The organism is Gluconacetobacter asukensis, assembly GCF_014174375.1.
Taxonomy (GTDB): domain Bacteria; phylum Pseudomonadota; class Alphaproteobacteria; order Acetobacterales; family Acetobacteraceae; genus Gluconacetobacter; species Gluconacetobacter asukensis.
On sequence record NZ_JABEQE010000022.1, the window covers coordinates 1 to 22,215 of the forward strand.

Consider the following 22,215-nt stretch of genomic DNA (forward strand, 5'->3'; position numbering starts at 1 on the left):
CTCACAGGCCGTCAGAACGCCGCCAACATATCCCTTCCATTCCATATTCTATTGTCAAAGAACAACTTCTAATCTCAAACACCCCAGAAGGGCCAAAGAAACTAGCAGGTCCAAACCACCAGGTCAAGAACCTCAGCCCCGGCGGTGAAGAGCGATCTACACCCCACCCCATACACCGTCAACAGCGAAAAATGCGGCGCGTCGTTTTTTTCTGACCCGCCGATCAGAAAATGGCGGTTTCAGGCCGTTTTGCCCCGATCGATCAGCATGTTGGTCACGGCCGCCTTGAAGGGCGCGAGAGAATCGGCAGCCCGCAGACCGGCGCGGCGCAGGTACCGGAAGGGTGATTCGTCGCGCGTATAGAGGGTGGCGATGCCGTTGGTGGCGGCAAACAGCGGCGCCGTGGCCAGGCGATGACGGGTGGAGAACCGCCGCAGCACCGCAGCCGACCCAGGATCGCCATCGCGTGCCATCCCGACCGCGATCTCCTGCGCCAGGATATCCTGCCCCTTGAGCCCCAGATTGAAACCGTGCGCGGTGATCGGATGCATGCCCACGGCCGCATCGCCGATCAATGCGAAGCGCCGCGCCGTGAAGCGATGCGCATAGACCGCCCGCAGCGGATAGACATGCCGCGTGCTGACCAGCCGCATGGCGCCCAGCCGATTACCGACCCTGGCCATGATCTCCTCGTTGAAGCGGTCGCGCTCCATCGTCCGCAGCGCCTCGATCTGGTCCGGCGGCAGGGTCAGGACCAGCGAGGACGCGCCGCCATTGACGGGCAGCAGCGCGATCGTCTGCCCGTCATCGAACCATTGGGTCGCCACATGATGATGAGGCGATTCATGCGCCATGCGGCAGACCAGCATGGATCGATGGAAATCATGGATGATCGCGCCGATGCCCTGCAGGCGCCGGATGTCGGAAAACCGTCCATCGGCCGCGATGGCCAGGCGCGACGTTACGTCACCCCCCTCGGCCAGCACGGTCACGCCGTCACCGTCGTCCCGCACACGCCGCGTCGCGACGCCCGCGCGCACCACGATACCGGGGCGCGTCACGGCCTCTTCATACAGGGCCTGACGGATCAGGTGGTTGGAGACCAGATACCCCAGGGCCTCGACGCCCTGGCCGTTCGTATCGAAGGTCAGCGGATGGTTGTGCCGCCCGGTTTCCACCCTTGCCTCACGCAAGGGGGAAATGCCCACCGGGGGGATGCGTGCCCATGCCCCTGCGTTCCGCAGCAGCGTGACCGAATGATGGGTCAGGGCGATTTCCCGCCCGTCGAACGCGGGTTCGGCCAGCGCGGCCTGTGGCGCGCGCTCCAGCACGGTGACAGACAGGCCGGCGCTTTCCAGCGACAGGGCCGTGGCCAGGCCGGCGGGACCACCGCCGATGATCGTGACGTCGCTGCGCATCTCGCTCTTCCGCATTCGCTCTCTACTTGTCCGCCCCGAACGTGACCGGCGCGCCGTGCCACTCCGCCACGTAATCTTCCACCGGCCGACGCGGCGGCACGGCCCGGTTCGGGTCCGGCGTGCCGACGAACAGGAAGCCCGCCAGCCTGTGCGGCGCATCGAACCCCAGCGCCGAAGCCAGCGCGGGGTCGACCGCCATGTCGCCCGTCACCCACACCCCGCCGAAGCCCGTCGCATGCAGGGCATTGAGGATATTCATCGCCGCCGCCGCGACCGCCATTTCCTGCTCGATCAGCGGGATCTTGTCCTCGGGGCGCAGATGCATGCCCAATGCGATGGTCAGCGGCATGGTGGAGAAGCGGCTGCGGCGCTTCTCGATCTTCGCGGCCGGCACGTCCGGATCGCGCGCCAGCATGCCGGCCACCACCAGTTCGGCCAGTCTGGGCCGGGCCTCGCCACGGATCAGCACATAGCGCCACGGCCGCAGGCGGCCATGGTCCGGCGCGCGCATCGCGGTGGAGAGGATATCCTCCAGCACCGATCCTTCGGGCGCGGGTTCGGACAGGGCGTCGGTCGATGAGCGGGACAGCAGGCTGTCGAGCACGGCCATAGGGGCCTCCTTGGTCTCGGGCCCCGGCAGCGGTCGCGCGGCCCTGGCCGGCACCATGCAGCAGAAGGAAGGTGAAGCCAATATCCGTCGCCTGCGGCCCAGGGGCGCGAACATCGCCGGCAACGCTGCGCGCGACCCATACAGGAGAGTGGCCTAACGCGGCCCACTCCTGTAGGAGAACGGGCATGGATACTGCCCGCACAGCCACGATTCATCGCGTCACCAGCGAGACCGACATCACGCTCCGGCTGAACCTGGACGGCACCGGCCAGTCGCGGATCGCGACCGGAATCGGCTTCTTCGATCATATGCTGACGGCGCTGGCCCGCCATGGCCTGTTCGATCTGGAGATCGAGGCCAAGGGCGACCTGCATATCGACTTCCATCATACCACCGAGGATACCGGCATCGCGCTGGGCCAGGCCTTTGTCCGCGCGATCGGCGACAAGCGGGGCATCCGCCGCTTCGGCCACGCGCTGGTGCCGCTGGACGAGGCGCTGAGCGAAGTGGTGGTCGATATCTCCGGCCGCCCCTTCCTGGCCTGGTCGGTGGATTTCCCGCGCGACAAGATCGGTGAGATGGATACCGAGCTGTTCGAGGAATTCTTCCGCGCCTTCGCCATGAGCGCGCTGCTGACGCTGCACGTCACGCAGAAGGCCGGGCGGAACTGCCACCATATTGCCGAAGCCTCGTTCAAGGCGGCGGCCCGGGCCCTGCGCATGGCGGCCGAGCCCGACCCGCGCGCGGCCGGGAGCATTCCCTCGACCAAAGGCGTGCTGTGACGAGCTATTCCACATGGTTCCGGACTGACGACCGGCTTCCGCCCATCCTGGTGGCCGAGCGCCTGTCCTGGCGGGTGCTGCTGCTGGGCTGGCTGGGGCTGGTGATTCAGGGAAGCTGGATCGCCGGGCTGCTGGCCGGCACCGCCAGCCTGCTGCTGCTGGACGCGGTGCGGGCGGCGCATCTGCCGCTGCTGCCGTTCTGGGCCGGGCTGCATCTGCTGCTGGGCCTGTGCGCTGCCGATATAAGAGAGTGGGAATTGCGGCTGAACGGCCTGGCCGCCGGCCCGGTGATCGTGGCGCAGGGGCGCGAGGCCGCGCTGCTGCGCCTGCTGGAGCGCAACCCCACGCTCGCGCGCACCCGTGGCAACCCGGCGGAGGCATGAATATGACATCCGCGACGCAATCCATCGTCGTCATCGATTATAATGGCGGCAACCTGGCATCGGCCGCGCGGGCATTGGCGCGGGCGGCAGCAGATAGCGCCATCGACGCCGAGGTGACGATTTCGGCCGATCCGCAAACGGTGCGCGGGGCGGATCGGATCGTGCTGCCCGGACAGGGCGCCTTCGCCGACTGCGCCGCCGGGCTGGACGCCGTGCCGGGGCTGCGCGCGGCCATCGTCGACGCGACGGATGCGGGGACGCCCTTCCTGGGCATCTGTGTCGGCATGCAGTTGATGGCCGAGCGTGGGCTGGAACATGCCATCACCCCCGGTTTCGGCTGGATCGCAGGCGAGATCGCGCCGATGGAAGCACCCGGCCTGCGCCTGCCGCAGATGGGGTGGAACCGGCTGGATTTTACACCGGGCGCGCATCCGCTGACCGATGGGCTGGACGAAGACGCCCACGGCTATTTCGTCCATTCCTATGCGCTGCGCCACGGCGCAGCGGGCGAACTGGTGGCGACGACTGATTATGGTGGCGCGGTGCCGGCGATCGTGGCCCGTGGCAATCGCGCCGGCACGCAGTTCCATGTCGAGAAGAGCCAGACGGTCGGCCTGCGAATCCTGTCGAATTTCCTGCGCTGGACGCCAGCCCGCGAAGGAGAGCGCGCATGAGCGGTAGCGGCAGACCCACCAGGGACCAGCCACGTGCCGAGCGCGTCCAGTCGCTGACGGAAGACGATCTTCAGGCGCTCTGCGAGGCGACCGACGCCGCGATCCTGGATGGCGGCGGGTTCGGCTGGCTGAACGTGCCGGGCCGCCAGGCGATGGAACGCTATTTCCGGGGCCTGCTGATGGTGCCGGAGCGCATGCTGTTCGTCGCGCGGCTGGATGGCATCATCGTCGGCGCCGCGCAGTTGGTCCGCCCGCCGCGCAACAACGAAGCGCAGGCGATGAGCGCCACGCTGATGCATCTGTATGTCGCGCCCTATGCCAGGGGGCACGGCCTGGGCCGGCTGCTGCTGCTGGAGGCCGAACAGTGCGCGCGGGCCATGGGCTACCAGATCCTGAACCTGGATGTGCGCGAGACCCAGGAGGCCGCGATCCGGCTGTTCCGCACCTTCGGCTTCTATCAATGGGGCACCCATCCCAGCTATGCCCGCGCCGACGGGCGGACGATGCGTGGCCTGTTCTTCACCAAGCGCCTGCAGGACAATGAGCGGGTCGTGCCCGCCCACCCGCAGGCCTCTTCCGTTCCCATTCCCGCCACAGGACCTGCCAGCGTGACCGGCCACAGCCTGACCCTCTACCCCGCCATCGACCTGAAGGACGGCGCCTGCGTGCGCCTGCGCCGGGGCGAGATGGATGATGCCACGGTCTATTCCGACGATCCCGGCGCCCAGGCCCGGGCCTGGATCGCGGCGGGCTGCGGCTGGCTGCATGTGGTCGACCTGAACGGCGCCTTTGCCGGAAAGTCGGCCAACAGCGCGGCGATCGAAGCCATCATCGCCAACGCCACCGTGCCGGTGCAGCTGGGCGGTGGCTTGCGCGACCTGGACAGCATCGAACGCTGGCTGGCCGCCGGGATCACCCGCGTGATCCTGGGCAGCGTCGCGGTGAAGAATCCCGAGCTGGTCCGCGCCGCCTGCCGTGCCTTCCCCGGCCGGATCGTCGCCGGTATCGACGCACGGTCGGGACAGGTTGCGACCGAAGGCTGGGCCGAAACCTCGGACATGAAGGCCATCGAGCTGGGCCGCCGGATGGAGGATGTGGGCGTCGCCGCGATCATCTTCACCGAGATCAGCCGCGACGGCATGCTGACGGGCATCGACATCCCCCAGACCGCCGAACTGGCGAACAGCCTGTCGATCCCGGTCATCGCCAGCGGCGGTGTGGGCAATGTCGAGCATCTGCGCGCATTGCGGGCCGCCACGGTCACCGCGCCGGGGATCGAGGGCGTAATCGTCGGCCGTGCGCTGTATGACGGCCGGGTGGACCCGGCCGACGCGTTGCGGATCCTGTCCTGATGCTGAAGTTGCGGGTCATCCCCTGCCTGGACGTGAAGAACGGACGGGTGGTGAAGGGGGTCAATTTCGTCTCGCTGCGCGACGCGGGCGACCCGGTGGAGCAGGCGGCGGTCTATGACGCCGCCGGCGCCGACGAACTGACCTTTCTGGACATCACCGCCAGCCACGAAAACCGCGATACGATCCTGGACGTGGTCAACCGCACGGCCGAGAAGATCTTCCTGCCTCTGACCGTGGGCGGGGGCGTGCGCACGACCGACGACATGCGCCGCCTGCTGCTGGCCGGCGCCGACAAATGCGCGATGAATTCCGCCGCCGTCAGCCGCCCCGAACTGGTCAACGAGGCCGCGCGGAAATTCGGCAGCCAGTGCGTGGTGGTAGGCGTCGATGCCCGGTCGGACGGGCACGGGTCATGGGAGGTCTATACCCACGGCGGCCGCACGCCCACCGGCCGCAATGCCATCGACTGGTGCCGCGAGGTGACCGAGCGCGGCGCCGGCGAGATCCTGCTGACCAGCATGGACCGCGACGGCACCCGCAGCGGATTCGACCTGGACCTGCTGCGCGCGGCCTGCGGCGCGGTGCGGGTGCCGGTCGTGGCCTCGGGCGGCGTCGGCACGCTGGAGCATTTCGTCGAGGGCGCGCGCGCCGGGGCCACCGGCCTGCTGGCCGCCAGCGTGTTCCATTTCGGCCAGTTCACCATCCCGCAGGTCAAGCAGGCCCTGGCCGATGCCGGCCTGCCGGTCCGCCGCACGCCGGCTGCCAGATCCTGAACGGCGCGAATACCCAAGCGAGGGCCTGATGCCAAAAATCCCGAAGACCATGCGCAAGAACGACGACACCAAGGCCGCCGGCAAGAAGGGCGTCGCCAAGAAGACGGCCCGGAAAAAGGCCGCGCCCGCTGCCGCCATCGTAAAGGCGGTTCCTGCCCTGCCCACCGAGCCTGCGGCGACGGCGGAAATCCTGGACCGGCTGTTCAATGTCGTCGTCTCGCGCAAGGGCACCGACCCGGCGGTCAGCCATTCCGCGCGCCTGCTGTCGCGCGGCCGGCGCAAGATCGCGCAGAAATTCGGCGAGGAAGCGGTCGAGTGCCTGATCGAGGCCGTGGCCGGCAATACCGAGGAACTGATCGGCGAGAGCGCCGACGTGCTGTACCACCTGATCGTCATGTGGGTTGATGCCGGCATCCATCCGTCGGATGTATGGGCCGAACTGACGCGCCGCGAGGGCACCAGCGGCATCGCCGAAAAGGCCGCCCGCCCCCGCGACCCGTTGGCGGTCTGAAGCAAGGAGGCATGTCCATGGCCGTTTCCGGACGGGGTCCGTACGACCCGCAGAACGTCTTCGCCAAGATCCTGCGCGGGGAAATCCCCTGCCGCAAAATCTATGAAAACGAATACGCGCTGGCGTTCCACGACATCGCGCCTCAGGCACCGGTCCATGTATTGGTGATCCCCAAAGGGCCCTACGTCTCCTTCGCCGATTTCAGCCAGACGGCCGGCGAGGCCGAAATCGCGGGCTTTACCCGCGCGGTCGGCCATGTGGCGGCGTCGCTGGGGCTGGAAGACCACGGATACCGCCTGCTGGCAAATATGGGCGCGGCGGCCGGGCAGGAAGTGCCGCACTTCCATGTTCATCTGTTCGGCGGCGCCGCTCTAGGGCCGATGCTGCATCGGTCCTGAACGGGCGTTCTCTGTCGGGGCGCTGCCCCGACGCCCCGGCAGGAGGCTTGCCTCCTGCACCTCGATTCAGGACAGGGTTGGTGCCGGTCGGGATAGCGGATAAAGTATTTCAAAATATTGCCACAAACGGGAGCGAACGGGAATGAGTGTGTGGAACCGCGCGCCGGTGCGTGCCCTTGCCGTCCTGACCATGCTGGCCTGCCTGCCATCCTGCGAAACGACGGCCCAGCGGATCGCGCAGAAGGAAGACCATCTCGCCGCGGCCGGCTTTGCCCTGAGACCGGTCACGTCACAGCAGCAGCAGGCGATGCTGAACCGCCTCCCGCCCCATCATTTCGTCCGCAGGACACATGGGAACAGCGTCTTCTACGTCTATGCCGACCCGACCGTCTGCGATTGCCTGTATGTCGGCGACCAGGCCGCCTACGATAATTACCAGAGCTATCGCCAGCAGAAGATGCTGGCCGACGAACAGCAGATGACGGCCGGGGAATACCGGGACACCACATGGAACTGGAATGCCTGGGGCCCGATGACCGGCCCCGGCTGGGGCGGCTGGAACCCGTCATGGAACCCCGCCTGGGGCAATTGGGACCCCGGTATGGGCCAGTATAATGCCGGCTGGTAAGCTAGGCTGGTCAACGATGAAGAGGGCCGGCAACCCCCAGATTTTATCAACCCGTTTTTACATGATAGCCTACAAGAGATACTTTCTCCGATTTAGCCCGCACTCTTCATTAACGAACCATACCTCGATTTCCGATCCCAAACAGAAATATCGTCATCTTTAGGGTAATTGGGCTCAAGAACATGGATCAGTCCATGCGTGATCGTCAGGGGGAACACTGTCAGATGGTCCTCGCCCTGAAATATACGCATCTGAATTTTCAAATGTGGGTAATGATGTTTTCGAAGACTCCCAATGAACGTCTGTAGATCCCTTACCATGTCATATTGATTATTCGGACGGTCCGGCGTCTCGGTCGATCCGACTCCGGCATAGATATCTGCCTGGAGATCCCCGTGTGTGCCGGCATAGGCGTCTTCCAGCTTGAACATAACGTGATTGTCAAACCATAGTGACGGGCTCCCGAATATATAATGCTGAAACATCTCTGGCTTGGTCAGAAGGCAATACACCCCGAAAAGACCACCATATGAGTGTCCGAGATAAATCTTGTTCTTCATGTCAACGTGGTAATGGGCAGCGACGTAGGGAAATATGTCTCGCTCGATGTAATCCTGATATTCTTTCGCTTCGCCGTATATCGGAGGCCGGCCCTGAATATCGGGCTTTACGCCTCCATCTCCATTAGGTGTCGGCGTATAGTCCCGACGACGACTGAAAGCGGGGCTGTCTCCGATGGCGTAAGACAAGCCAACAATCACAGCATCTTCCATGCCGGCCCCATGATCATTCATACGATTTGCAATACTGCGCACGACCGGGAAGCCGTAGTCGGCATCAGTCAGGAAGATAACTGGAAACTTGTCGTGGGGCCGGGATTTGTACGTTGCTGGCAGACTAACAAGAATCTGGTAATCTCGATGCAGACGAGATGCCGGAATGGTCGTGACCTCAGTGTCTTCCAGAACGTATCGGTTGCCCATCTCTGGATTGTCAGCCGCATAAACGGAAAGTGGTATGATGGCTGAGATGAGAACCGAGAAAAGTCCGCTGAAAACCAGAACGCGCATTGTTTTTTGTTTCCGCCATGTTGGCGCCATAACGCCATTCTTCACTGTTGGAGTACCGCGTATCCGTTGACTGCCTTTTCGCGGACCTACCCCCGAAAGGGACAGTCGCTTTTTCCTTATTCATCCGCCGAGACCAATCTTCCACTCCCCCCCCACGAACAGGGGGTGAAGGGGACGACCGTCCCCTTCCGGGTGCAGGGCAGAGCCCTGCGACTCCCCTATCCATCCAGCGACTGCAACTCGAACAACCGCCGATACAACCCGCCTTCATGCGTCACCAGTTCCGCATGAGACCCGTCCTCGAGCAGCTCACCGTGGGCGAAGACCAGGATGCGGTCCAGCCCGACGACGGTGGACAGGCGGTGGGCGATGACCAGCACGGTGCGGCCGATCATCAGCCGTTCCATGGCTTCCTGCACCAGGATTTCCGATTCCGAATCCAGGCTGGACGTGGCCTCGTCGAAGATCAGGATCGGGGCATTGGCCAGGAAGGCACGGGCGATCGCCACGCGCTGGCGTTCGCCGCCCGACAGTTTGACGCCGCGTTCGCCGACCATGGTGGCGTAGCCCTTGGGCAGGCGGTTGATGAAGCCGGCTGCATTGGCCTGCCGCGCGGCTTCCTCGATCTCGGCCATCGACGCGCCGGGGCGGCCATAGGCGATGTTTTCGGCCAGCGAGCGATGGAACAGCACCGGTTCCTGCTGCACGATCGCGATCTGCGAGCGCAGGCTCTCCTGCGTCACGGTGGCGATGTCGATACCGTCGATCAGGATCCGGCCCGAGGTAACGTCATACAAACGCTGCAACAGTTTGATCAGCGTGGTCTTGCCCGACCCAGAGGGCCCGACCAGCGCGACGCGGCTGCCGGCGGGGATGTCGATCGACAGATCATGGAACAGCGGCCGGGTCTGCGCCCGATAGCCGAAACCGACGTGATCGAAACGGATAGCGCCATGCGTCACGCGCAGCGTGCCGGCCCCCGGCCGATCCGCGACGCCCAGCGGCAGGCGATAGATGGCGACCAGTTCTTCCATCTCGTTCACCGAACGCTGGACCATCGAGATCTGCTGCCCGATATCGCGCAGATAGCCCTGCACCAGGAACACCATGGTCAGCACATAGGCCACGTCGCCGGGCCCGGCGCGGCCGCGCCACCACAGGGCCAGCACCGCGCTGATCAGCAGCACCCGCATGAGCAGGGCCGCCACGTTCTGCAGATTTCCCGAATTGGTGCCCCGGATCCACGACCGTTCCGTCCGCGTCTGCCACCGCGCAAGGATGCGCGACAGATGCGCGTCCTCGCGCTGTTCGGCGCCGAACGCCTTGACGACGGAATTGCAGGTGACGGCATCGGCCAGCGCCGCACCCATGCGGGTATCCCATTTATTCGCCAGTCGGGCGGAGGGCGCGACGTAGCGCAGGGTCAACCAGGTGGACATCGCCACCAGCAGGATCGAACTGACCCCCAGCAGCAGGCCCATCGACGGCCAGTGCGCCGCCAGGACGACCGTGGTCGCAGCCAGCACCAGCACGCTGGGCAGCAGCATCAGCATCAGCGTGTCGGCCAGTGTGTCGGTGGCCCACATGCCGCGCGTCAGCCGGCGCACGGTCGAGCCTGCGAAGGTATTGCCATGCCAGTCGGTCGAAAAACGCTGCACACGGGCAAAGGCGCTTTCGGCGATGCCGCGCATGGTGCGCGCGGTCAGATGCGTGATGCCCAGATAGGACATGCGGCGCCCGGCCACGCCCAGCAGGCCCAGCAGCACCAGCCCGCCGACCATCCACAGCGCACCGCGCCGGGCGGCCTCCATCGCCGGAGTGGCAACCGCGCCTCCCGCTGCCCCGCCTGCTGCGCGCGAGACGTCATCAACCATCCAGCCGGCCAGCAGCGGGGTGGCCACGTCGGCCACCGTTGCCACCGAAACGCCTGCCAGCGTCCAGGCCAGCGCGCCGGGATGGCGCAGCCAGCGGCGGATCACGAAGCCCAGAACTTCGGCGAATTCATTGCGCGCGGGGCGCTCCTGGCCCGACGCGGCTTGTTGGTCTGTCATGATGCTCCGGCCGGTCATGCCGGCCATCCTTGTGCGTCCGCCCCAACCGCGGCGACGGCGCGGGCCGTCGCGTGCCGCGCGGCGCGCGCCCGCGCCGCACGATGGGCATTCTGATCTTGTCCCGGTTTTCGGGCCGAACTATCGCCGTGCCGCCACCGGAACGCAAGACGGCGCAGCCGTCTCGCGCGCCGACGATTTACAGATCACGCCGTCCGGCCGAAAACGGATCATCCCTTTCTTCCACCTTCCCGCAGAGACGGCATGACCCGCACACCCACCGCCCGCCCGCCCGGCGCCCGCCGCCGCATGACGCTGAAGGAAGTCGAGCGCTTCATCACCCTGCTGGCCGACGCCCACCCCAATGCGGAAAGCGAGCTGGATTTCGTCGACGATTACACGCTGCTGGTCGCCGTCGCCCTGTCCGCGCAGGCCACCGATATCTCGGTCAACCGCGTGACCAAGGGCCTGTTCCGCGACGCCCCCAACCCCGCCGCGATGGTGGCGCTGGGCGAAGAGGCGGTCGGCGACCATATCCGCACCATCGGCCTGTGGCGCACCAAGGCGCGCAATGTCGTCGCCCTGTCGCAGGCCCTGCTGGACCAGCATGGCGGCCAGGTCCCGCACGACCGCGCGGCGCTGGAAGCCCTGCCCGGCGTGGGCCGCAAGACCGCGAACGTGGTGATGAACGTGGCCTTCGGCGACAGCACCATGGCCGTCGATACCCATATCTTCCGCATCGGCAACCGCACCGGCCTGGCCCCCGGCAAGACCCCCCGCGCGGTGGAGGACCAATTGGTCGCCCGCATCCCGGCCCCGATGCTGCGCCCCGCGCATCACTGGCTGATCCTGCACGGACGCTATGTCTGCAAGGCTCGCCGCCCGGAATGCTGGCGGTGCCCGGCGATCGAGCCTTGCCAGTATACGGGGAAGGTGTTGGCGCCGCCTTGAGGCTGTTCTTTTTTGAAAAAAAGAACCAAAAAACTTCTGATCTGTTCAGGAGTTTTTTGCTGGGACAGTCGATGTCCCTAAACGGATAAAAGTCTTTTTGCTTCTTTTTCTTCAGAAAAAGAAGACCTACTCCCGCTGCGCCAACGGCAGAACGGGCATCCCATGCTGTCCCGGCGCCAGCACCCAAGGGCGCGCCCCACGCCAGTCACGGTCCGAGACCACAAGCGGACCACCGGAGCGCAGGAAGACGGCCTGCGCGCCGCTTTTCCACGTCGTCAGCGTGTCGAGCATGCGTACGCCCGGACAACCCGCATCATCGGGCGCCAGCGTGATCAGCAGAACCATTCCCGCGCAACCGGCCGCTGGCGCATCCCGCAGGCACACACCATCGCGGCAGGTCGTGATGCCACCGGGGGCAATCGGCAGCGCCAGGGCCTGCCGCCAATCGTCCTCGACCAGCCGTTCGCTGCCCGGACGCGGGCCGACGCGCAGCACCGCACCATCACGCACCGCCACCGTGCGCCCGTCGGGAGAAAGCAGCAGATCCGGCCGCACGACCAGGAGAGGCACGGCCAGAGCCAGCACCATCGGCCCCACGCCCCACCAGCGCCATCGCCCGGCCCACAGGCAGAGCCAGCAGAGGCCCAGCAGCCATATGGCCAGCCCCCAGCCCGGCATGGCGGGCACCGCCAGCCGCGCCGCCGGCCAGCCGGAGACCATGCGCGCCAGATCGAGGATCAGCCCGATGCCCCAGCCCATCGGCACCAGCGCCATGGCCTCCGCCCCCCATGGCATCAGCAGCAGGGACAGCAGGCCCAGCGGCAGGACCCACATCGCCATCAGCGGCACCGCCAGCAGATTGGCCAGCACGAACCAGGGCTGAAGCGTGCCGAAATGCGCCATCACCACCGGCACCGTCGCCCCCCCGGCCAGCAGGCTGGCCTGCGCCAGATGCGCGATGTGGCGCAGGGCACGCCGCCACCAGCCGGGCTGCTCGATCAGGCGGACAAAGAGCGGACGCGTGACCTCGGCCCCCGCCGCCAGCGCCATGACGGCGGCCAGCGACATCTGCAGCGGGGCCTCCAGCAGGTCGGCCGGCCCGGTCAGCAGCAGCAGGATTGCCCCCACAGCCAACCCGCGCAGCGAGAGCGCCCGCCGGCCGGTGACGATGGCCAGCACCACCAGCGCCGCCATGGTCAGGCTGCGCAAAGCCGGCAGATGCGCGCCCGTCAGCGCCACATACAAAATGCCGGCCGCCAGCCCGGCAATGGCGGCGATCGACCGGCATGGCCAGTACAGCGTCGCCCATTCCGAACAGGCCAGCAGCAGCCGCACCACCGCCACCGACACGCCCATGACGATGCCCAGATGCAGCCCCGCCACCGCCAGCAGATGGGCCAGCCCCGCATCGGCGAACGCGTCGCGATCCGCCTGTTTCATTCCCACGGCGGAACCGGTCAGCACCGCCGTCGCCACCCCGCCCGCGGCACCCGGCAGCACATGCAGGATATGCGCCGATACGCGCTCGCGCAGTGCCTCCAGCGACGACGCCCCCGGCACCGGCCCGAGCGCCTGCGCCCGGCCCAGGGCCATGCCACCGCCGGCCGTTCCGTCGAAATAGGCACGACGCTGCCGGTCAGGACCGCCGGGCAAGGACGGAGGCGCCGGTGGCCGCAACAAGGCACGCACCCGCACGACCATGCCCGGAACAGGCACCAGCGGATCATCGGCGCGCAGGCGCACGCGCAGGATGCGGCGCAGGGGTGGCATGCCGGAATCGAGCGGGTCGTCCAGTACCGCATCGGCCAGATCCAGCCGCCGGACGGAGGGACCATCGGCCGGCAGCAGGGCCACGGCCACGATGCGCCCGGTGACGATGGTCGCGCGCGCCGGCAGGTCGGGCAAAGGCGGCTGACGGTGCGTGGCCCAGAACGCGGCCAGAAACCCCAAGGCCAGCGTCGCGGCGCCCCCGCCGAGCACACGCGGCGCCAGCGCATAGGGCCGCCATGCGATCCAGCCGAGCCCCAGAACAGCAATGCCGGCCCAGGCAAGAACTCCCGGCGTTCCGGGTTCGTGGCGCAGCCGGAAATACCACGCGATGCCCAGCCCCAGCCCGACCGGCAGCCACAGCGCCAGACGCCGGTGTTCCGCCAGCAACAAGCCGGCCAACGCGTCCCGTTCTTTTTTGAAAAAAAGAACCAAAAAACTTTTAGCCTTTTAAAGGGAAAACCGCCGGACAAGGCGGAATGCCGACAACAGATTAAAAGTCTTTTTGCTTCTTTTTCTCCAGAAAAAGAAGAGACAAACGCCCAAGCCCCGCAACGCTCCCATACCGGCGCCCCCTGTCGGCAAACAGCGTCTCATGGTAAGGAGCCGGCTCATGACCGTTCGTACGCGCTTCGCACCGAGCCCGACCGGGTTGCTGCATATCGGCAACGCCCGCGCCGCCCTGTTCAACTTCCTCTATGCCCGCCACCATGGGGGAAAATTCCTGCTTCGTATCGAGGATACGGACCGCGAGCGGTCGACCCAGCATGCGGTCGACGTGCTGTTCGACGGGCTGGCCTGGATGGGCATCACCCCGGACGAGGAACCGGTGTTCCAGTCCACGCGCCAGGCCCGGCATGCCGAAATCGCGCATCATCTGCTGGCGCAGAACCTGGCCTATCGCTGCTACTGCACGCAGGAAGAACTGCAGCAGATGCGCGAGCAGGCGATGGCCGAGGGCAAGCCGCCCCGCTACAACGGCTACTGGCGCGATCGTGATCCGTCCGAAGCCCCGCCCGGCGCGCCCTATACCGTGCGCATCCGCGCCCCGCGCGAGGGCGAGGCAGTGATCCAGGACCTGGTGCAGGGCGATGTCCGCGTCGCCAATGCCGAAATGGACGACATGATCATCCTGCGCGCCGACGGCACGCCGGTCTATCAGCTGGCGGTGGTGGTGGACGACCATGACATGGACATCACCCATGTCATCAGGGGCGACGACCACCTGACCAACACGTTCCGCCAGGCGATGATCTATCGCGCCATGGGCTGGGACCTGCCGAAATTCGCGCACCTGCCGCTGATCCACGGGCCGGACGGCGCCAAGCTGTCCAAGCGCCACGGCGCGCAGTCGGTCGTGGAATTCCGCGACATGGGCTACCTGCCCGAGGCCTTGAACAACTATCTGCTGCGTCTCGGCTGGGGCCACGGCGATGCCGAGATCCTGTCGCGCGACGAGCAGATCCAGCTGTTCGACCTGGACGGCGTCGGCCGGTCGCCCTCGCGCATGGATTACGCCAAGCTGTCGCACCTGAACGGCGTCTGGCTGCGCCAGGCCGACGATGCGCGCCTGACCGACGACGTGCTGGAACGCCTGGCCGGGCGCGAGGGCGTGACCGTGGACGACACGCTGCGCGCGCGCGTGCTCACCCTGATGCCCGGCCTGAAGGAGCGTGCGAAGACGCTGGTCGAACTGGCCGACAGCGCCGCCTTCCTGGGCCGGCATGTGCCGCTGGCCTTCGACCCCAAGGCCGAGAAGCTGCTGACCGACGAGGCCCGCGCCATGCTGGGCCTGCTGGCCCGCGAACTGGCTGTGCTGGCGGATTTCGATGCGCCCTCGATCGACGCCGCCCTGCGTCACTTCGCCGAGAATCACGGCCACAAGCTGGGCCAGGTGGCCCAGCCCCTGCGCGCCGCGATGACCGGCGGCGCGACCTCGCCCGGCATCGACGCCACGCTGGCCGCCCTGGGAAGGGACGAGGTGATGGCGCGGCTGGGAGCCGTCGCCCGATGAACGACAGCCCGCGCGCGGCGCCGCCCCGGTTCTTCCCGCAGCACGGGCGGCACCTGCTGGGTCTCCAGGGCATGCATCCGACCCGGATCGTGCCCTTCCTGGACCTGGCCGAGAGCTATGCGCTGATGAACCGCTCGCGCCAGACGCCGCGCGACCGGCTGCGCGGGCGCACGGTCATCAACCTGTTCTTCGAGGACAGCACGCGCACCCGTACCTCGTTCGAGCTGGCCGCGAAGCGACTGGGGGCGGACGTGGTCAACATGACGGTGGCCACCTCGTCGGTGAACAAGGGCGAGACGCTGCTGGATACCGCCGCGACGCTGAACGCGATGCGCACCGACCTGCTGGTGGTGCGCCATTCGCAGTCCGGCGCGCCGGCGCTGCTGGCCCGCAAGGTCGAGGCCTGCGTGATCAATGCCGGCGACGGCACCCACGAGCACCCAACCCAGGCCCTGCTGGACGCACTGACCATCCGCCGGCATTTCGGCACGCTGCACGGGCTGACGGTGGCGATCTGCGGCGATGTCAGCCACAGCCGGGTGGCACGGTCGAACATCCACCTGCTGACGGCCATGGGCGCGCGCGTGCGGGTGGTCGGGCCGCCGACGCTGATCCCAGGCGCCATCGGCGCGCTGGGCGTGGATGTCCATTACACGATGGAAGACGGGCTGCGCGACGCCGACGTGGTGATGATGCTGCGCATGCAGCGCGAGCGGATGAATGGCGGCCAGGTGCCCAGCCCGCGCGAATATTTCCGTTTCTACGGGCTGGACCTCAAGCGGCTGGCCCTGGCCCGGCCCGAGGCGCTGGTGATGCATCCCGGCCCGATGAATCGCGGCGTCGAGATCGAAAGCCGCGTCGCCGATTCAGACCAGAGCGTGATCCGCGAACAGGTCGAAATGGGAGTGGCCGTGCGCATGGCCGTCCTGGACCTGCTGTCGCGCGCCGGAGACCAGACGTGACCGCCTCTCCCCTCTCGGCCCCGCCGATCCTGTTCGAGAATGTCCGCCTGATCGACCCCGCGCGCGGGCTGGACCGGCCCGGACGCCTGCTGGTCCAGGGCGGCGTGATCGCCGGCACCGACCTGCCGGGCGCCGAAGGCGTGCCCGAGGGCGCCCGGCAGGTCGATGGCGGCGGCGCGGTACTGTGCCCCGGCCTGGTGGACATGCGGGTGGCGATCGGCGAGCCCGGATTCGAATATCGCGAAACGGTGGCCTCGGCCGCGCGGGCGGCGGCGGCGGGCGGCGTCACCACCATGGCGGTGCTGCCCAACAGCCAGCCGGCGATCGACGATCCGGCACTGGTGCGGCACCTGCGCGCGCGCGGCGAGGAAACGGGCACGGTCTCGATCCTGCCCTATGGCGCGCTGACGCGGCGGTGCGAAGGCACCGAGATGGCCGAGATCGGCCTGCTGGACGAGGCCGGGGCGGTCGCCTTCACCGACGGCACGCGCGCGCTGGCCGATGCGCGGATGATGCGGCTGGCCCTGACCTATGCCAGGGGCTTCGACGCGCTGGTGGTCCAGCACCCCGAGGACCCGTCGCTGGCGCGCGGCGGCTGCGCCACCGATGGCGAACTGGCGACGCGCCTGGGCCTGCCGGGCATTCCCACGGCGGCCGAGGCGATCATGATCGCCCGTGACCTGCGCCTGGCCGAACTGACGCGCGGCCGGCTGCATTTCGCCCATGTCTCGACGGCGGAAGGGCTGGAGCTGATCCGGGCGGCCAAGGCGCGCGGCCTGCGCGTGACCTGCGACACCGCGCCGCCCTATTTCGACCTGAACGAAACCGCGATCGGCGATTTCCGCACCTATGCCAAACTGTCGCCGCCGCTGCGCGGCGAAGTAGACCGGCTGGCCGTCTGCGCCGCGCTGGCGGATGGGACGATCGACGCCATCGCCTCGGACCACGCGCCCTGCGACGCCGACGACAAGCGCCAGCCCTTCGCCGTGGCCTCGGCCGGCGGCACCGGGCTGGCCACGCTGCTGGCCGTCACGCTGGCGCGAGTCCATGGCGGCACGCTGTCGCTGATCGACGCGCTGGGCCTGCTGACCCACCGGCCCGCCACCCTGCTGGGCAGCGACGCCGGCACGCTGGCCGATGGGGCCGAGGCCGATCTCTGCCTGTTCGACCTGGATCGCGCGTGGAAGATCGAGGCCGACGCCCTGCCGGGCCGGGCCCGCAACACGCCCTTCGACGGGCGGGCGGTGGAAGGCCGGGTGCTGGGCACATGGAAGGCCGGGCGCCAGGTCTACGGGCAGGACGCGGCATGATGACCGAGACGCTCCCCGGCTATGTCCTGCAATTGCTGGGGGCCATCGCCGTGCTGGCCTACGGCATCGGCAGCATCCCCTTCGGCCTGTTGCTGACGCAGCTTGGCGGCGCGGGCGATATCCGCGCCATCGGATCGGGCAATATCGGCGCGACCAACGTGCTGCGCACCGGCCGGCGCGGGCTGGCGGCAGCGACGCTGCTGCTGGATGGCGGCAAGGGTGCGTTCGCGGTGCTGTGCGGCTTCATCCTGTCGCCGTTCCATACCGCACCGGCGATGGCGGTCGCGGCCCTGTTCGCCGTCATCGGCCATTGCTTCCCCATCTGGCTGAAATTCAAGGGCGGCAAGGGCGTGGCCACCGGGCTGGGGGCGGCGCTGGCGCTGTCGCCGCTGACCGGCCTCGCCTGCTGCGCCCTCTGGCTGGGGGTGGCAAAGCTGACGAAGATCTCGTCGGCCGGGGCGCTGGCCGCGTTCGTGGCCATGCCGGTGCTGCTCGCCGTGCTGAACGGCGACCCGCGCGGCCCGATCCCGGTGGCGGGGCTGCTGATCGCGCTGCTGGTCATCGCCCGGCACCACGGCAATATCCGCCGCCTGCTCACCGGAACCGAACCGCGAATCGGGCGGAAGACTCCGTGACACCGCCCGGGCCGCTGGCCGCGCGCCTCCGCCTGGCGCGCAGCGAAGGCGTCGGCCCGGTCGGCTATCGCAAGCTGCTGCTCGATTACGGCGACGCTGAAAGCGCGCTGTCCGCCCTGCCCGCACGGGCCAAGGCCGCCGGCAGGGCGCGGACGCTACGCATCCCGCCCGAGGACGAGATCGCCGCGGAAATCGCGGGCACGGCAGCGCTGGGCGGCCGGATATTGATGCTGGGCGACCCTGACTATCCGCCGCTTCTGGCCGCCATCCACGATGCGCCGCCGGCACTCTCGGTCCTGGGCGACCCGGCCCGGCTGAACGGGTGCTGTATTGCGATCGTCGGGGCGCGCAATGCCTCCTCCAACGGTGCACGCATGGCCGAAAGCCTGGCCGCCACCCTGGCGGTGCAGGGCGTTACCGTGGTCTCGGGCATGGCGCGTGGCATCGATGCCGCCGCCCATGTCGGCGCGCTACGCGCCGGCACGACCATCGCCGCCGTCGCGGGCGGCCTGGATCGCCCCTATCCGGCAGAACACGCACAATTGCAGGACAGGATTGCGCAATACGGGGCGGTGATCACCGAAACCCCGCTGGGTGTCGCGCCGCAGAGCCGGCATTTCCCCCGCCGCAACCGCCTGATCGCCGGCCTGTCGCTGGGCTGCGTGGTCGTCGAGGCCGCATTGCGCTCGGGCAGCCTGATCACCGCCGACCTGGCGGCAGGCTATGGCCGCACGGTCTTCGCCGTGCCCGGATCGCCGCTCGACCCGCGCAGCCGGGGCGCAAATTCCCTGCTGCGGCGCGGCGCGATCCTGACCGAGAGCGAGAACGACATCCTGGCCGAACTGCCCGACGCAGCGGCCGGGGACCTCTTTTCCACCAGCACCGGCACGCGTCCCGGCGGCCTGGCGCAAAGCACCGCCTCCTGGCCGGAACCGCCGGTCCAGGCCGGTCCCGTGCCCCCCTCCGACCCCGGCGGGAGTGTGTCCGATATCCGTCAGGCGATCCTGACTCTGCTGTCATTCACGCCAACGCCGGTTGACGATCTTGTACGGCGCTGCCAGTTCTCGACATCGGCGATCCTGACCGTACTGTCGGAACTGGAACTGGCAGGCGACATTGAAACCCTTCCCGGCGGGAGTGTCGTCCTTCCATCCCAATCCGACGGAGGCTGACGGACGCCGGAACGAGACGCGTGATCCGGAGACAGAATGACTGACGTGGTCGTGGTCGAATCGCCTGCCAAGGCGAAGACGATCAACAAGTATCTGGGAGACGGCTTTACCGTTCTGGCGTCGTTCGGCCATGTCCGCGACCTGCCGCCCAAGGATGGCAGTGTCCGCCCGGACGAGAATTTCGCCATGGACTGGGAAGCCGACGAGCGCGGCAACCGGCAGATCGCCGCCATCGCCAAGGCGCTGCGCGGGGCCAAGAACCTGTACCTGGCCACTGACCCGGATCGCGAGGGCGAGGCGATTTCCTGGCATGTCCGCGCCATGCTGGAGGAGCGGAAGCTGCTGAAGGGCGTGGACGTCCAGCGCGTCACCTTCAACGAGATCACCAAATCCGCCATCCGCACCGCGATGGCCCATCCGCGCGACCTCGACCAGCCGCTGATCGAGGCCTATCTGGCCCGCCGCGCGCTGGACTATCTGGTGGGCTTCACCCTGTCGCCGGTCCTGTGGCGCAAGCTGCCGGGGTCGCGCAGCGCCGGGCGCGTGCAATCGGTCTCCCTGCGCCTGATCTGCGAGCGCGAAGCCGAGATCGAGAGCTTCAAGAGCCGCGAATACTGGACGGTCGCCGCCCAGTTCACCACCCCCGAAGGCGCGCCCTTCACCGCGCGCCTGACGCATCTGGGCGGCCACAAGCTGGACCAGTTCGACCTGCATGACGAAGCCGGGGCCATGGCGGCCAAGGCGACGGTCGAGGGCGGCAAGTTCGCGGTCCGCTCGGTCGAGCGGCGCAAGGTCCGCCGCAACCCGCCGCCGCCCTTCACCACCTCCACCATGCAGCAGGAAGCCTCGCGCAAGCTGGGCATGGGCGCCCAGGCGGCGATGCGCGTCGCGCAGCAACTGTACGAAGGCATCGATCTGGGCGGCGAGACGGTCGGCCTGATCACTTATATGCGAACCGACGGCGTGCAGATGGCCGGCGAGGCCATCACCGCCATCCGCGAGCATATCGGCAGCAGCTTCGGCGCCCCCTATGTGCCGGAAAAGGCCCGGATCTATTCCACCCGCGCCAAGAACGCGCAGGAAGCGCATGAGGCGATCCGCCCCACCGATGTCGCCCGCACGCCCGCCGAAGTCGCCCGCTATCTGAGCGACGAGCAGCGGCGGCTGTACGAACTGGTCTGGAAGCGCTCGGTCGCCAGCCAGATGCAGTCGGCGGAACTGGACCAGGTGATCGTGGAGATCGCGGATGCCGCCGGTGCTGCGACCCTGCGCGCCAACGGCTCGATGATCGCCTTCGACGGCTTCCTGAAACTCTACAGCGAAGGCCGCGACGACGCCGCGACGAAGGACGAGCAGGACGACGAAAGCCGCATGCTGCCGCCGATGCGCGAGCGCGACCCGCTGAAGACCGGCACTGTCGAAGCCGACCAGCATTTCACCCAGCCGCCGCCGCGCTATTCGGAAGCGTCGCTGGTCAAGAAGATGGAAGAGATCGGCATCGGCCGGCCCTCCACCTATGCCTCGATCCTGTCGGTGCTGCGCGACCGCAATTACGTGCGGCTCGAGGCGCGGCGCTTCGTGCCCGAGGACCGGGGCCGGCTGGTGACGGCGTTCCTGACCTCGTTCTTCGAACGCTATGTCGATACCGGCTTCACGGCCGGGCTGGAGGAACAGCTCGACGACATCTCGGGCGGGCGTGCCGACTGGCGCGACGTGATGTCGGCCTTCTGGCGCGATTTCTCCCACGCGGTCGACCAGACGAAGGAGCTGAAGATCTCCGACGTCATCAACGCGCTGGACGCCGACCTGGCCCCCCATTTCTTCCCCTCCCGCCCCGATGGCACCGACCCGCGCGTCTGCACCGCCTGCGGCACCGGCCGGCTGGGGCTGAAACTGGGACGCTACGGAGCCTTCATCGGCTGCTCGAACTATCCGACCTGCCAGTTCACCCGCCGCCTGGTGGTGGATTCGAAGGAGGAAGGCGAGGCCGACACGCTGAAGGACGGCATGCGGGTGCTGGGCCAGGCCCCGAGCGGCGAGGACGTGACCGTCAAACGCGGCCCGTGGGGGCTGTACGTCCAGCAGGGCGAACCCAACCCCGAGGACAAGAAGGCCAAGCCGAAGCGCGCCACCATTCCGCGCGGCATCGAAGGCGACAAGATCACGCTGGAACAGGCGCTGGGCCTGCTCTCGCTGCCGCGCATCGTCGGCACCCACCCCGAGACCGGCGAGCCGATCGAGGCCGGGCTGGGCCGGTTCGGGCCGTATGTGAAGATGGGCGCCATCTACGGGTCGCTGGACAAGGATGACGACATCCTGACCGTGGGCCTCAACCGCGCGGTCGACGTGCTGGCGCGCAAGCTGGCCTCGGTCCGCACCATTGCGCCGCATCCCAAGGATGGCGAGCCGGTGATGGTGCGCAAGGGCCGGTTCGGGCCTTACATCCAGCACGGCCAGATGGTGGTGAACGTGCCCCGCGGCGAGGCGATGGAAGACGTGACGCTGGACCAGGCGGTGGCGCTGTTGGCCGAAAAGGGCAAGCCGCTGAAGCCCAAGGGCAAGGCCGCCGCCAAGAAGACCACCGCCAAGGCCACCACCCGCAAGACGGCGGCAAAAACCGCGAAGACGGAGGCCACCGCCGACGGGGCGGATGCCCCGGCCCCCAAGACCACCCGTGCCAAAAAGGCGGCCCCGGCCAAAGCCGCCGCCGAAGGCACGGCGAAGCGAAGCCGGCGCACGACCGCCAAGGTCGAGTGA

At 67.7% G+C, this 22,215-nt stretch carries 21 protein-coding genes; 16 read left to right on the plus strand and 5 right to left on the minus strand.

The window, feature by feature from the left end; translation table 11 throughout:
* Positions 1-215: hypothetical protein (locus tag HLH35_RS19800; protein ID WP_220790752.1), on the plus strand; the 215-nt coding region annotated here is incomplete at its 5' end.
* Positions 216-239: 24 nt separating this feature from the next.
* Here the strand turns inward: HLH35_RS19800 and ubiM are convergent.
* Positions 240-1,418 (minus strand): 5-demethoxyubiquinol-8 5-hydroxylase UbiM, encoded by a 1,179-nt coding sequence (gene ubiM, locus HLH35_RS17485; RefSeq protein ID WP_182980374.1) that lies wholly within the window; start codon positions 1,416-1,418, stop codon positions 240-242.
* 22 nt (positions 1,419-1,440) lie between these two features.
* Positions 1,441-2,028 (minus strand): nitroreductase family protein, encoded by a 588-nt coding sequence (locus HLH35_RS17490; protein WP_182980375.1) that lies wholly within the window; start codon positions 2,026-2,028, stop codon positions 1,441-1,443.
* Between the two features lie 185 nt (positions 2,029-2,213).
* Here HLH35_RS17490 and hisB point away from each other — a divergent pair, with 185 nt between their 5' ends.
* The 8 genes from hisB to HLH35_RS17530 all read left to right on the plus strand — a co-directional run bounded on the left by hisB (position 2,214) and on the right by HLH35_RS17530 (position 7,529).
* Positions 2,214-2,810 (plus strand): imidazoleglycerol-phosphate dehydratase HisB, encoded by a 597-nt coding sequence (hisB, locus tag HLH35_RS17495; protein WP_182980376.1) that lies wholly within the window; start codon positions 2,214-2,216, stop codon positions 2,808-2,810.
* Positions 2,807-3,193: a hypothetical protein gene (locus HLH35_RS17500; protein WP_182980377.1), complete on the plus strand. Its 387-nt coding sequence runs from the start codon at positions 2,807-2,809 to the stop codon at positions 3,191-3,193. The genes hisB and HLH35_RS17500 overlap by 4 nt, the downstream gene beginning before the upstream one ends.
* A gap of 2 nt (positions 3,194-3,195) precedes the next feature.
* Positions 3,196-3,867, plus strand: coding sequence for an imidazole glycerol phosphate synthase subunit HisH (gene hisH / locus HLH35_RS17505; RefSeq protein WP_182980378.1), 672 nt, complete (start codon positions 3,196-3,198; stop codon positions 3,865-3,867).
* Positions 3,864-5,219 carry a 1-(5-phosphoribosyl)-5-[(5-phosphoribosylamino)methylideneamino]imidazole-4-carboxamide isomerase gene (gene hisA, locus HLH35_RS17510; RefSeq protein ID WP_182980379.1) on the plus strand — a complete coding sequence of 452 codons (1,356 nt, stop codon included), beginning with the start codon at positions 3,864-3,866 and terminating at the stop codon, positions 5,217-5,219. The genes hisH and hisA overlap by 4 nt, the downstream gene beginning before the upstream one ends.
* On the plus strand, positions 5,219-5,992 hold the full coding sequence (gene hisF / locus HLH35_RS17515; RefSeq protein WP_182980380.1) for an imidazole glycerol phosphate synthase subunit HisF: 774 nt from the start codon (positions 5,219-5,221) through the stop codon (positions 5,990-5,992). The genes hisA and hisF overlap by 1 nt, the downstream gene beginning before the upstream one ends.
* A gap of 28 nt (positions 5,993-6,020) precedes the next feature.
* Positions 6,021-6,503, plus strand: a complete 483-nt coding sequence (locus HLH35_RS17520) for a phosphoribosyl-ATP diphosphatase (protein WP_182980381.1) — start codon at positions 6,021-6,023, stop codon at positions 6,501-6,503.
* Positions 6,504-6,520: 17 nt separating this feature from the next.
* The gene (locus tag HLH35_RS17525; protein WP_182980382.1) at positions 6,521-6,901 is read left to right on the plus strand and encodes a histidine triad nucleotide-binding protein; all 381 of its coding nucleotides are present in this window, start codon (positions 6,521-6,523) and stop codon (positions 6,899-6,901) included.
* A 142-nt stretch (positions 6,902-7,043) separates the two neighbouring features.
* A complete protein-coding gene (locus HLH35_RS17530) occupies positions 7,044-7,529 on the plus strand; it encodes a hypothetical protein (protein WP_182980383.1) in 486 nt (161 codons plus the stop codon).
* Positions 7,530-7,621: 92 nt separating this feature from the next.
* Here the strand turns inward: HLH35_RS17530 and HLH35_RS17535 are convergent, their stop codons facing one another.
* Together HLH35_RS17535 and HLH35_RS17540 are read right to left on the minus strand one after the other, a co-directional pair.
* Positions 7,622-8,599 carry an alpha/beta hydrolase gene (locus HLH35_RS17535; protein ID WP_182980384.1) on the minus strand — a complete coding sequence of 326 codons (978 nt, stop codon included), beginning with the start codon at positions 8,597-8,599 and terminating at the stop codon, positions 7,622-7,624.
* A gap of 218 nt (positions 8,600-8,817) precedes the next feature.
* The gene (locus HLH35_RS17540; RefSeq protein ID WP_182980385.1) at positions 8,818-10,650 is read right to left on the minus strand and encodes an ABC transporter ATP-binding protein; all 1,833 of its coding nucleotides are present in this window, start codon (positions 10,648-10,650) and stop codon (positions 8,818-8,820) included.
* Between the two features lie 261 nt (positions 10,651-10,911).
* On the opposite strand from HLH35_RS17540, the gene nth reads away from it, so the two are divergent.
* The gene (gene nth, locus HLH35_RS17545) at positions 10,912-11,598 is read left to right on the plus strand and encodes an endonuclease III (protein WP_246385197.1); all 687 of its coding nucleotides are present in this window, start codon (positions 10,912-10,914) and stop codon (positions 11,596-11,598) included.
* Between the two features lie 126 nt (positions 11,599-11,724).
* Here nth and HLH35_RS17550 read toward each other — a convergent pair whose 3' ends face one another.
* Positions 11,725-13,767, minus strand: coding sequence for a ComEC/Rec2 family competence protein (locus HLH35_RS17550; protein WP_246385198.1), 2,043 nt, complete (start codon positions 13,765-13,767; stop codon positions 11,725-11,727).
* Positions 13,768-13,978: 211 nt separating this feature from the next.
* Here HLH35_RS17550 and gltX point away from each other — a divergent pair, with 211 nt between their 5' ends.
* The 6 genes from gltX to topA are packed head-to-tail and all read left to right on the plus strand — an operon-like array spanning position 13,979 to position 22,215.
* Positions 13,979-15,379 carry a glutamate--tRNA ligase gene (gene gltX / locus HLH35_RS17555; protein WP_182980386.1) on the plus strand — a complete coding sequence of 467 codons (1,401 nt, stop codon included), beginning with the start codon at positions 13,979-13,981 and terminating at the stop codon, positions 15,377-15,379.
* A complete protein-coding gene (locus HLH35_RS17560) occupies positions 15,376-16,341 on the plus strand; it encodes an aspartate carbamoyltransferase catalytic subunit (RefSeq protein WP_182980387.1) in 966 nt (321 codons plus the stop codon). The genes gltX and HLH35_RS17560 overlap by 4 nt, the downstream gene beginning before the upstream one ends.
* Positions 16,338-17,651, plus strand: coding sequence for a dihydroorotase (locus tag HLH35_RS17565; protein ID WP_182980388.1), 1,314 nt, complete (start codon positions 16,338-16,340; stop codon positions 17,649-17,651). Before HLH35_RS17560 ends, HLH35_RS17565 begins: the two co-directional genes overlap by 4 nt.
* Positions 17,651-18,286 carry a glycerol-3-phosphate 1-O-acyltransferase PlsY gene (plsY, locus tag HLH35_RS17570; RefSeq protein WP_182980407.1) on the plus strand — a complete coding sequence of 212 codons (636 nt, stop codon included), beginning with the start codon at positions 17,651-17,653 and terminating at the stop codon, positions 18,284-18,286. The genes HLH35_RS17565 and plsY overlap by 1 nt, the downstream gene beginning before the upstream one ends.
* A complete protein-coding gene (gene dprA, locus HLH35_RS17575) occupies positions 18,283-19,458 on the plus strand; it encodes a DNA-processing protein DprA (protein WP_182980389.1) in 1,176 nt (391 codons plus the stop codon). The genes plsY and dprA overlap by 4 nt, the downstream gene beginning before the upstream one ends.
* 36 nt (positions 19,459-19,494) lie before the next feature.
* The gene (gene topA, locus HLH35_RS17580; RefSeq protein WP_182980390.1) at positions 19,495-22,215 is read left to right on the plus strand and encodes a type I DNA topoisomerase; all 2,721 of its coding nucleotides are present in this window, start codon (positions 19,495-19,497) and stop codon (positions 22,213-22,215) included.

What these genes read in the sequence shown, in the direction of transcription:
- HLH35_RS17525 (WP_182980382.1), top strand. Translation starts at nt 6,521, where the DNA reads ATGGCCGTTTCCGGACGGGGTCCGTACGACCCGCAGAACGTCTTCGCC.
- nth (WP_246385197.1), top strand. Translation starts at nt 10,912, where the DNA reads ATGACCCGCACACCCACCGCCCGCCCGCCCGGCGCCCGCCGCCGCATG.
- HLH35_RS17530 (WP_182980383.1), top strand. Translation starts at nt 7,044, where the DNA reads ATGAGTGTGTGGAACCGCGCGCCGGTGCGTGCCCTTGCCGTCCTGACC.
- topA (WP_182980390.1), top strand. Translation starts at nt 19,495, where the DNA reads ATGACTGACGTGGTCGTGGTCGAATCGCCTGCCAAGGCGAAGACGATC.
- hisA (WP_182980379.1), top strand. Translation starts at nt 3,864, where the DNA reads ATGAGCGGTAGCGGCAGACCCACCAGGGACCAGCCACGTGCCGAGCGC.
- hisH (WP_182980378.1), top strand. Translation starts at nt 3,196, where the DNA reads ATGACATCCGCGACGCAATCCATCGTCGTCATCGATTATAATGGCGGC.
- HLH35_RS17520 (WP_182980381.1), top strand. Translation starts at nt 6,021, where the DNA reads ATGCCAAAAATCCCGAAGACCATGCGCAAGAACGACGACACCAAGGCC.
- ubiM (WP_182980374.1), bottom strand. Translation starts at nt 1,418, where the DNA reads ATGCGCAGCGACGTCACGATCATCGGCGGTGGTCCCGCCGGCCTGGCC.
- gltX (WP_182980386.1), top strand. Translation starts at nt 13,979, where the DNA reads ATGACCGTTCGTACGCGCTTCGCACCGAGCCCGACCGGGTTGCTGCAT.
- hisB (WP_182980376.1), top strand. Translation starts at nt 2,214, where the DNA reads ATGGATACTGCCCGCACAGCCACGATTCATCGCGTCACCAGCGAGACC.
- plsY (WP_182980407.1), top strand. Translation starts at nt 17,651, where the DNA reads ATGACCGAGACGCTCCCCGGCTATGTCCTGCAATTGCTGGGGGCCATC.
- HLH35_RS17540 (WP_182980385.1), bottom strand. Translation starts at nt 10,650, where the DNA reads ATGACAGACCAACAAGCCGCGTCGGGCCAGGAGCGCCCCGCGCGCAAT.
- HLH35_RS17560 (WP_182980387.1), top strand. Translation starts at nt 15,376, where the DNA reads ATGAACGACAGCCCGCGCGCGGCGCCGCCCCGGTTCTTCCCGCAGCAC.
- HLH35_RS17535 (WP_182980384.1), bottom strand. Translation starts at nt 8,599, where the DNA reads ATGCGCGTTCTGGTTTTCAGCGGACTTTTCTCGGTTCTCATCTCAGCC.
- HLH35_RS17490 (WP_182980375.1), bottom strand. Translation starts at nt 2,028, where the DNA reads ATGGCCGTGCTCGACAGCCTGCTGTCCCGCTCATCGACCGACGCCCTG.
- hisF (WP_182980380.1), top strand. Translation starts at nt 5,219, where the DNA reads ATGCTGAAGTTGCGGGTCATCCCCTGCCTGGACGTGAAGAACGGACGG.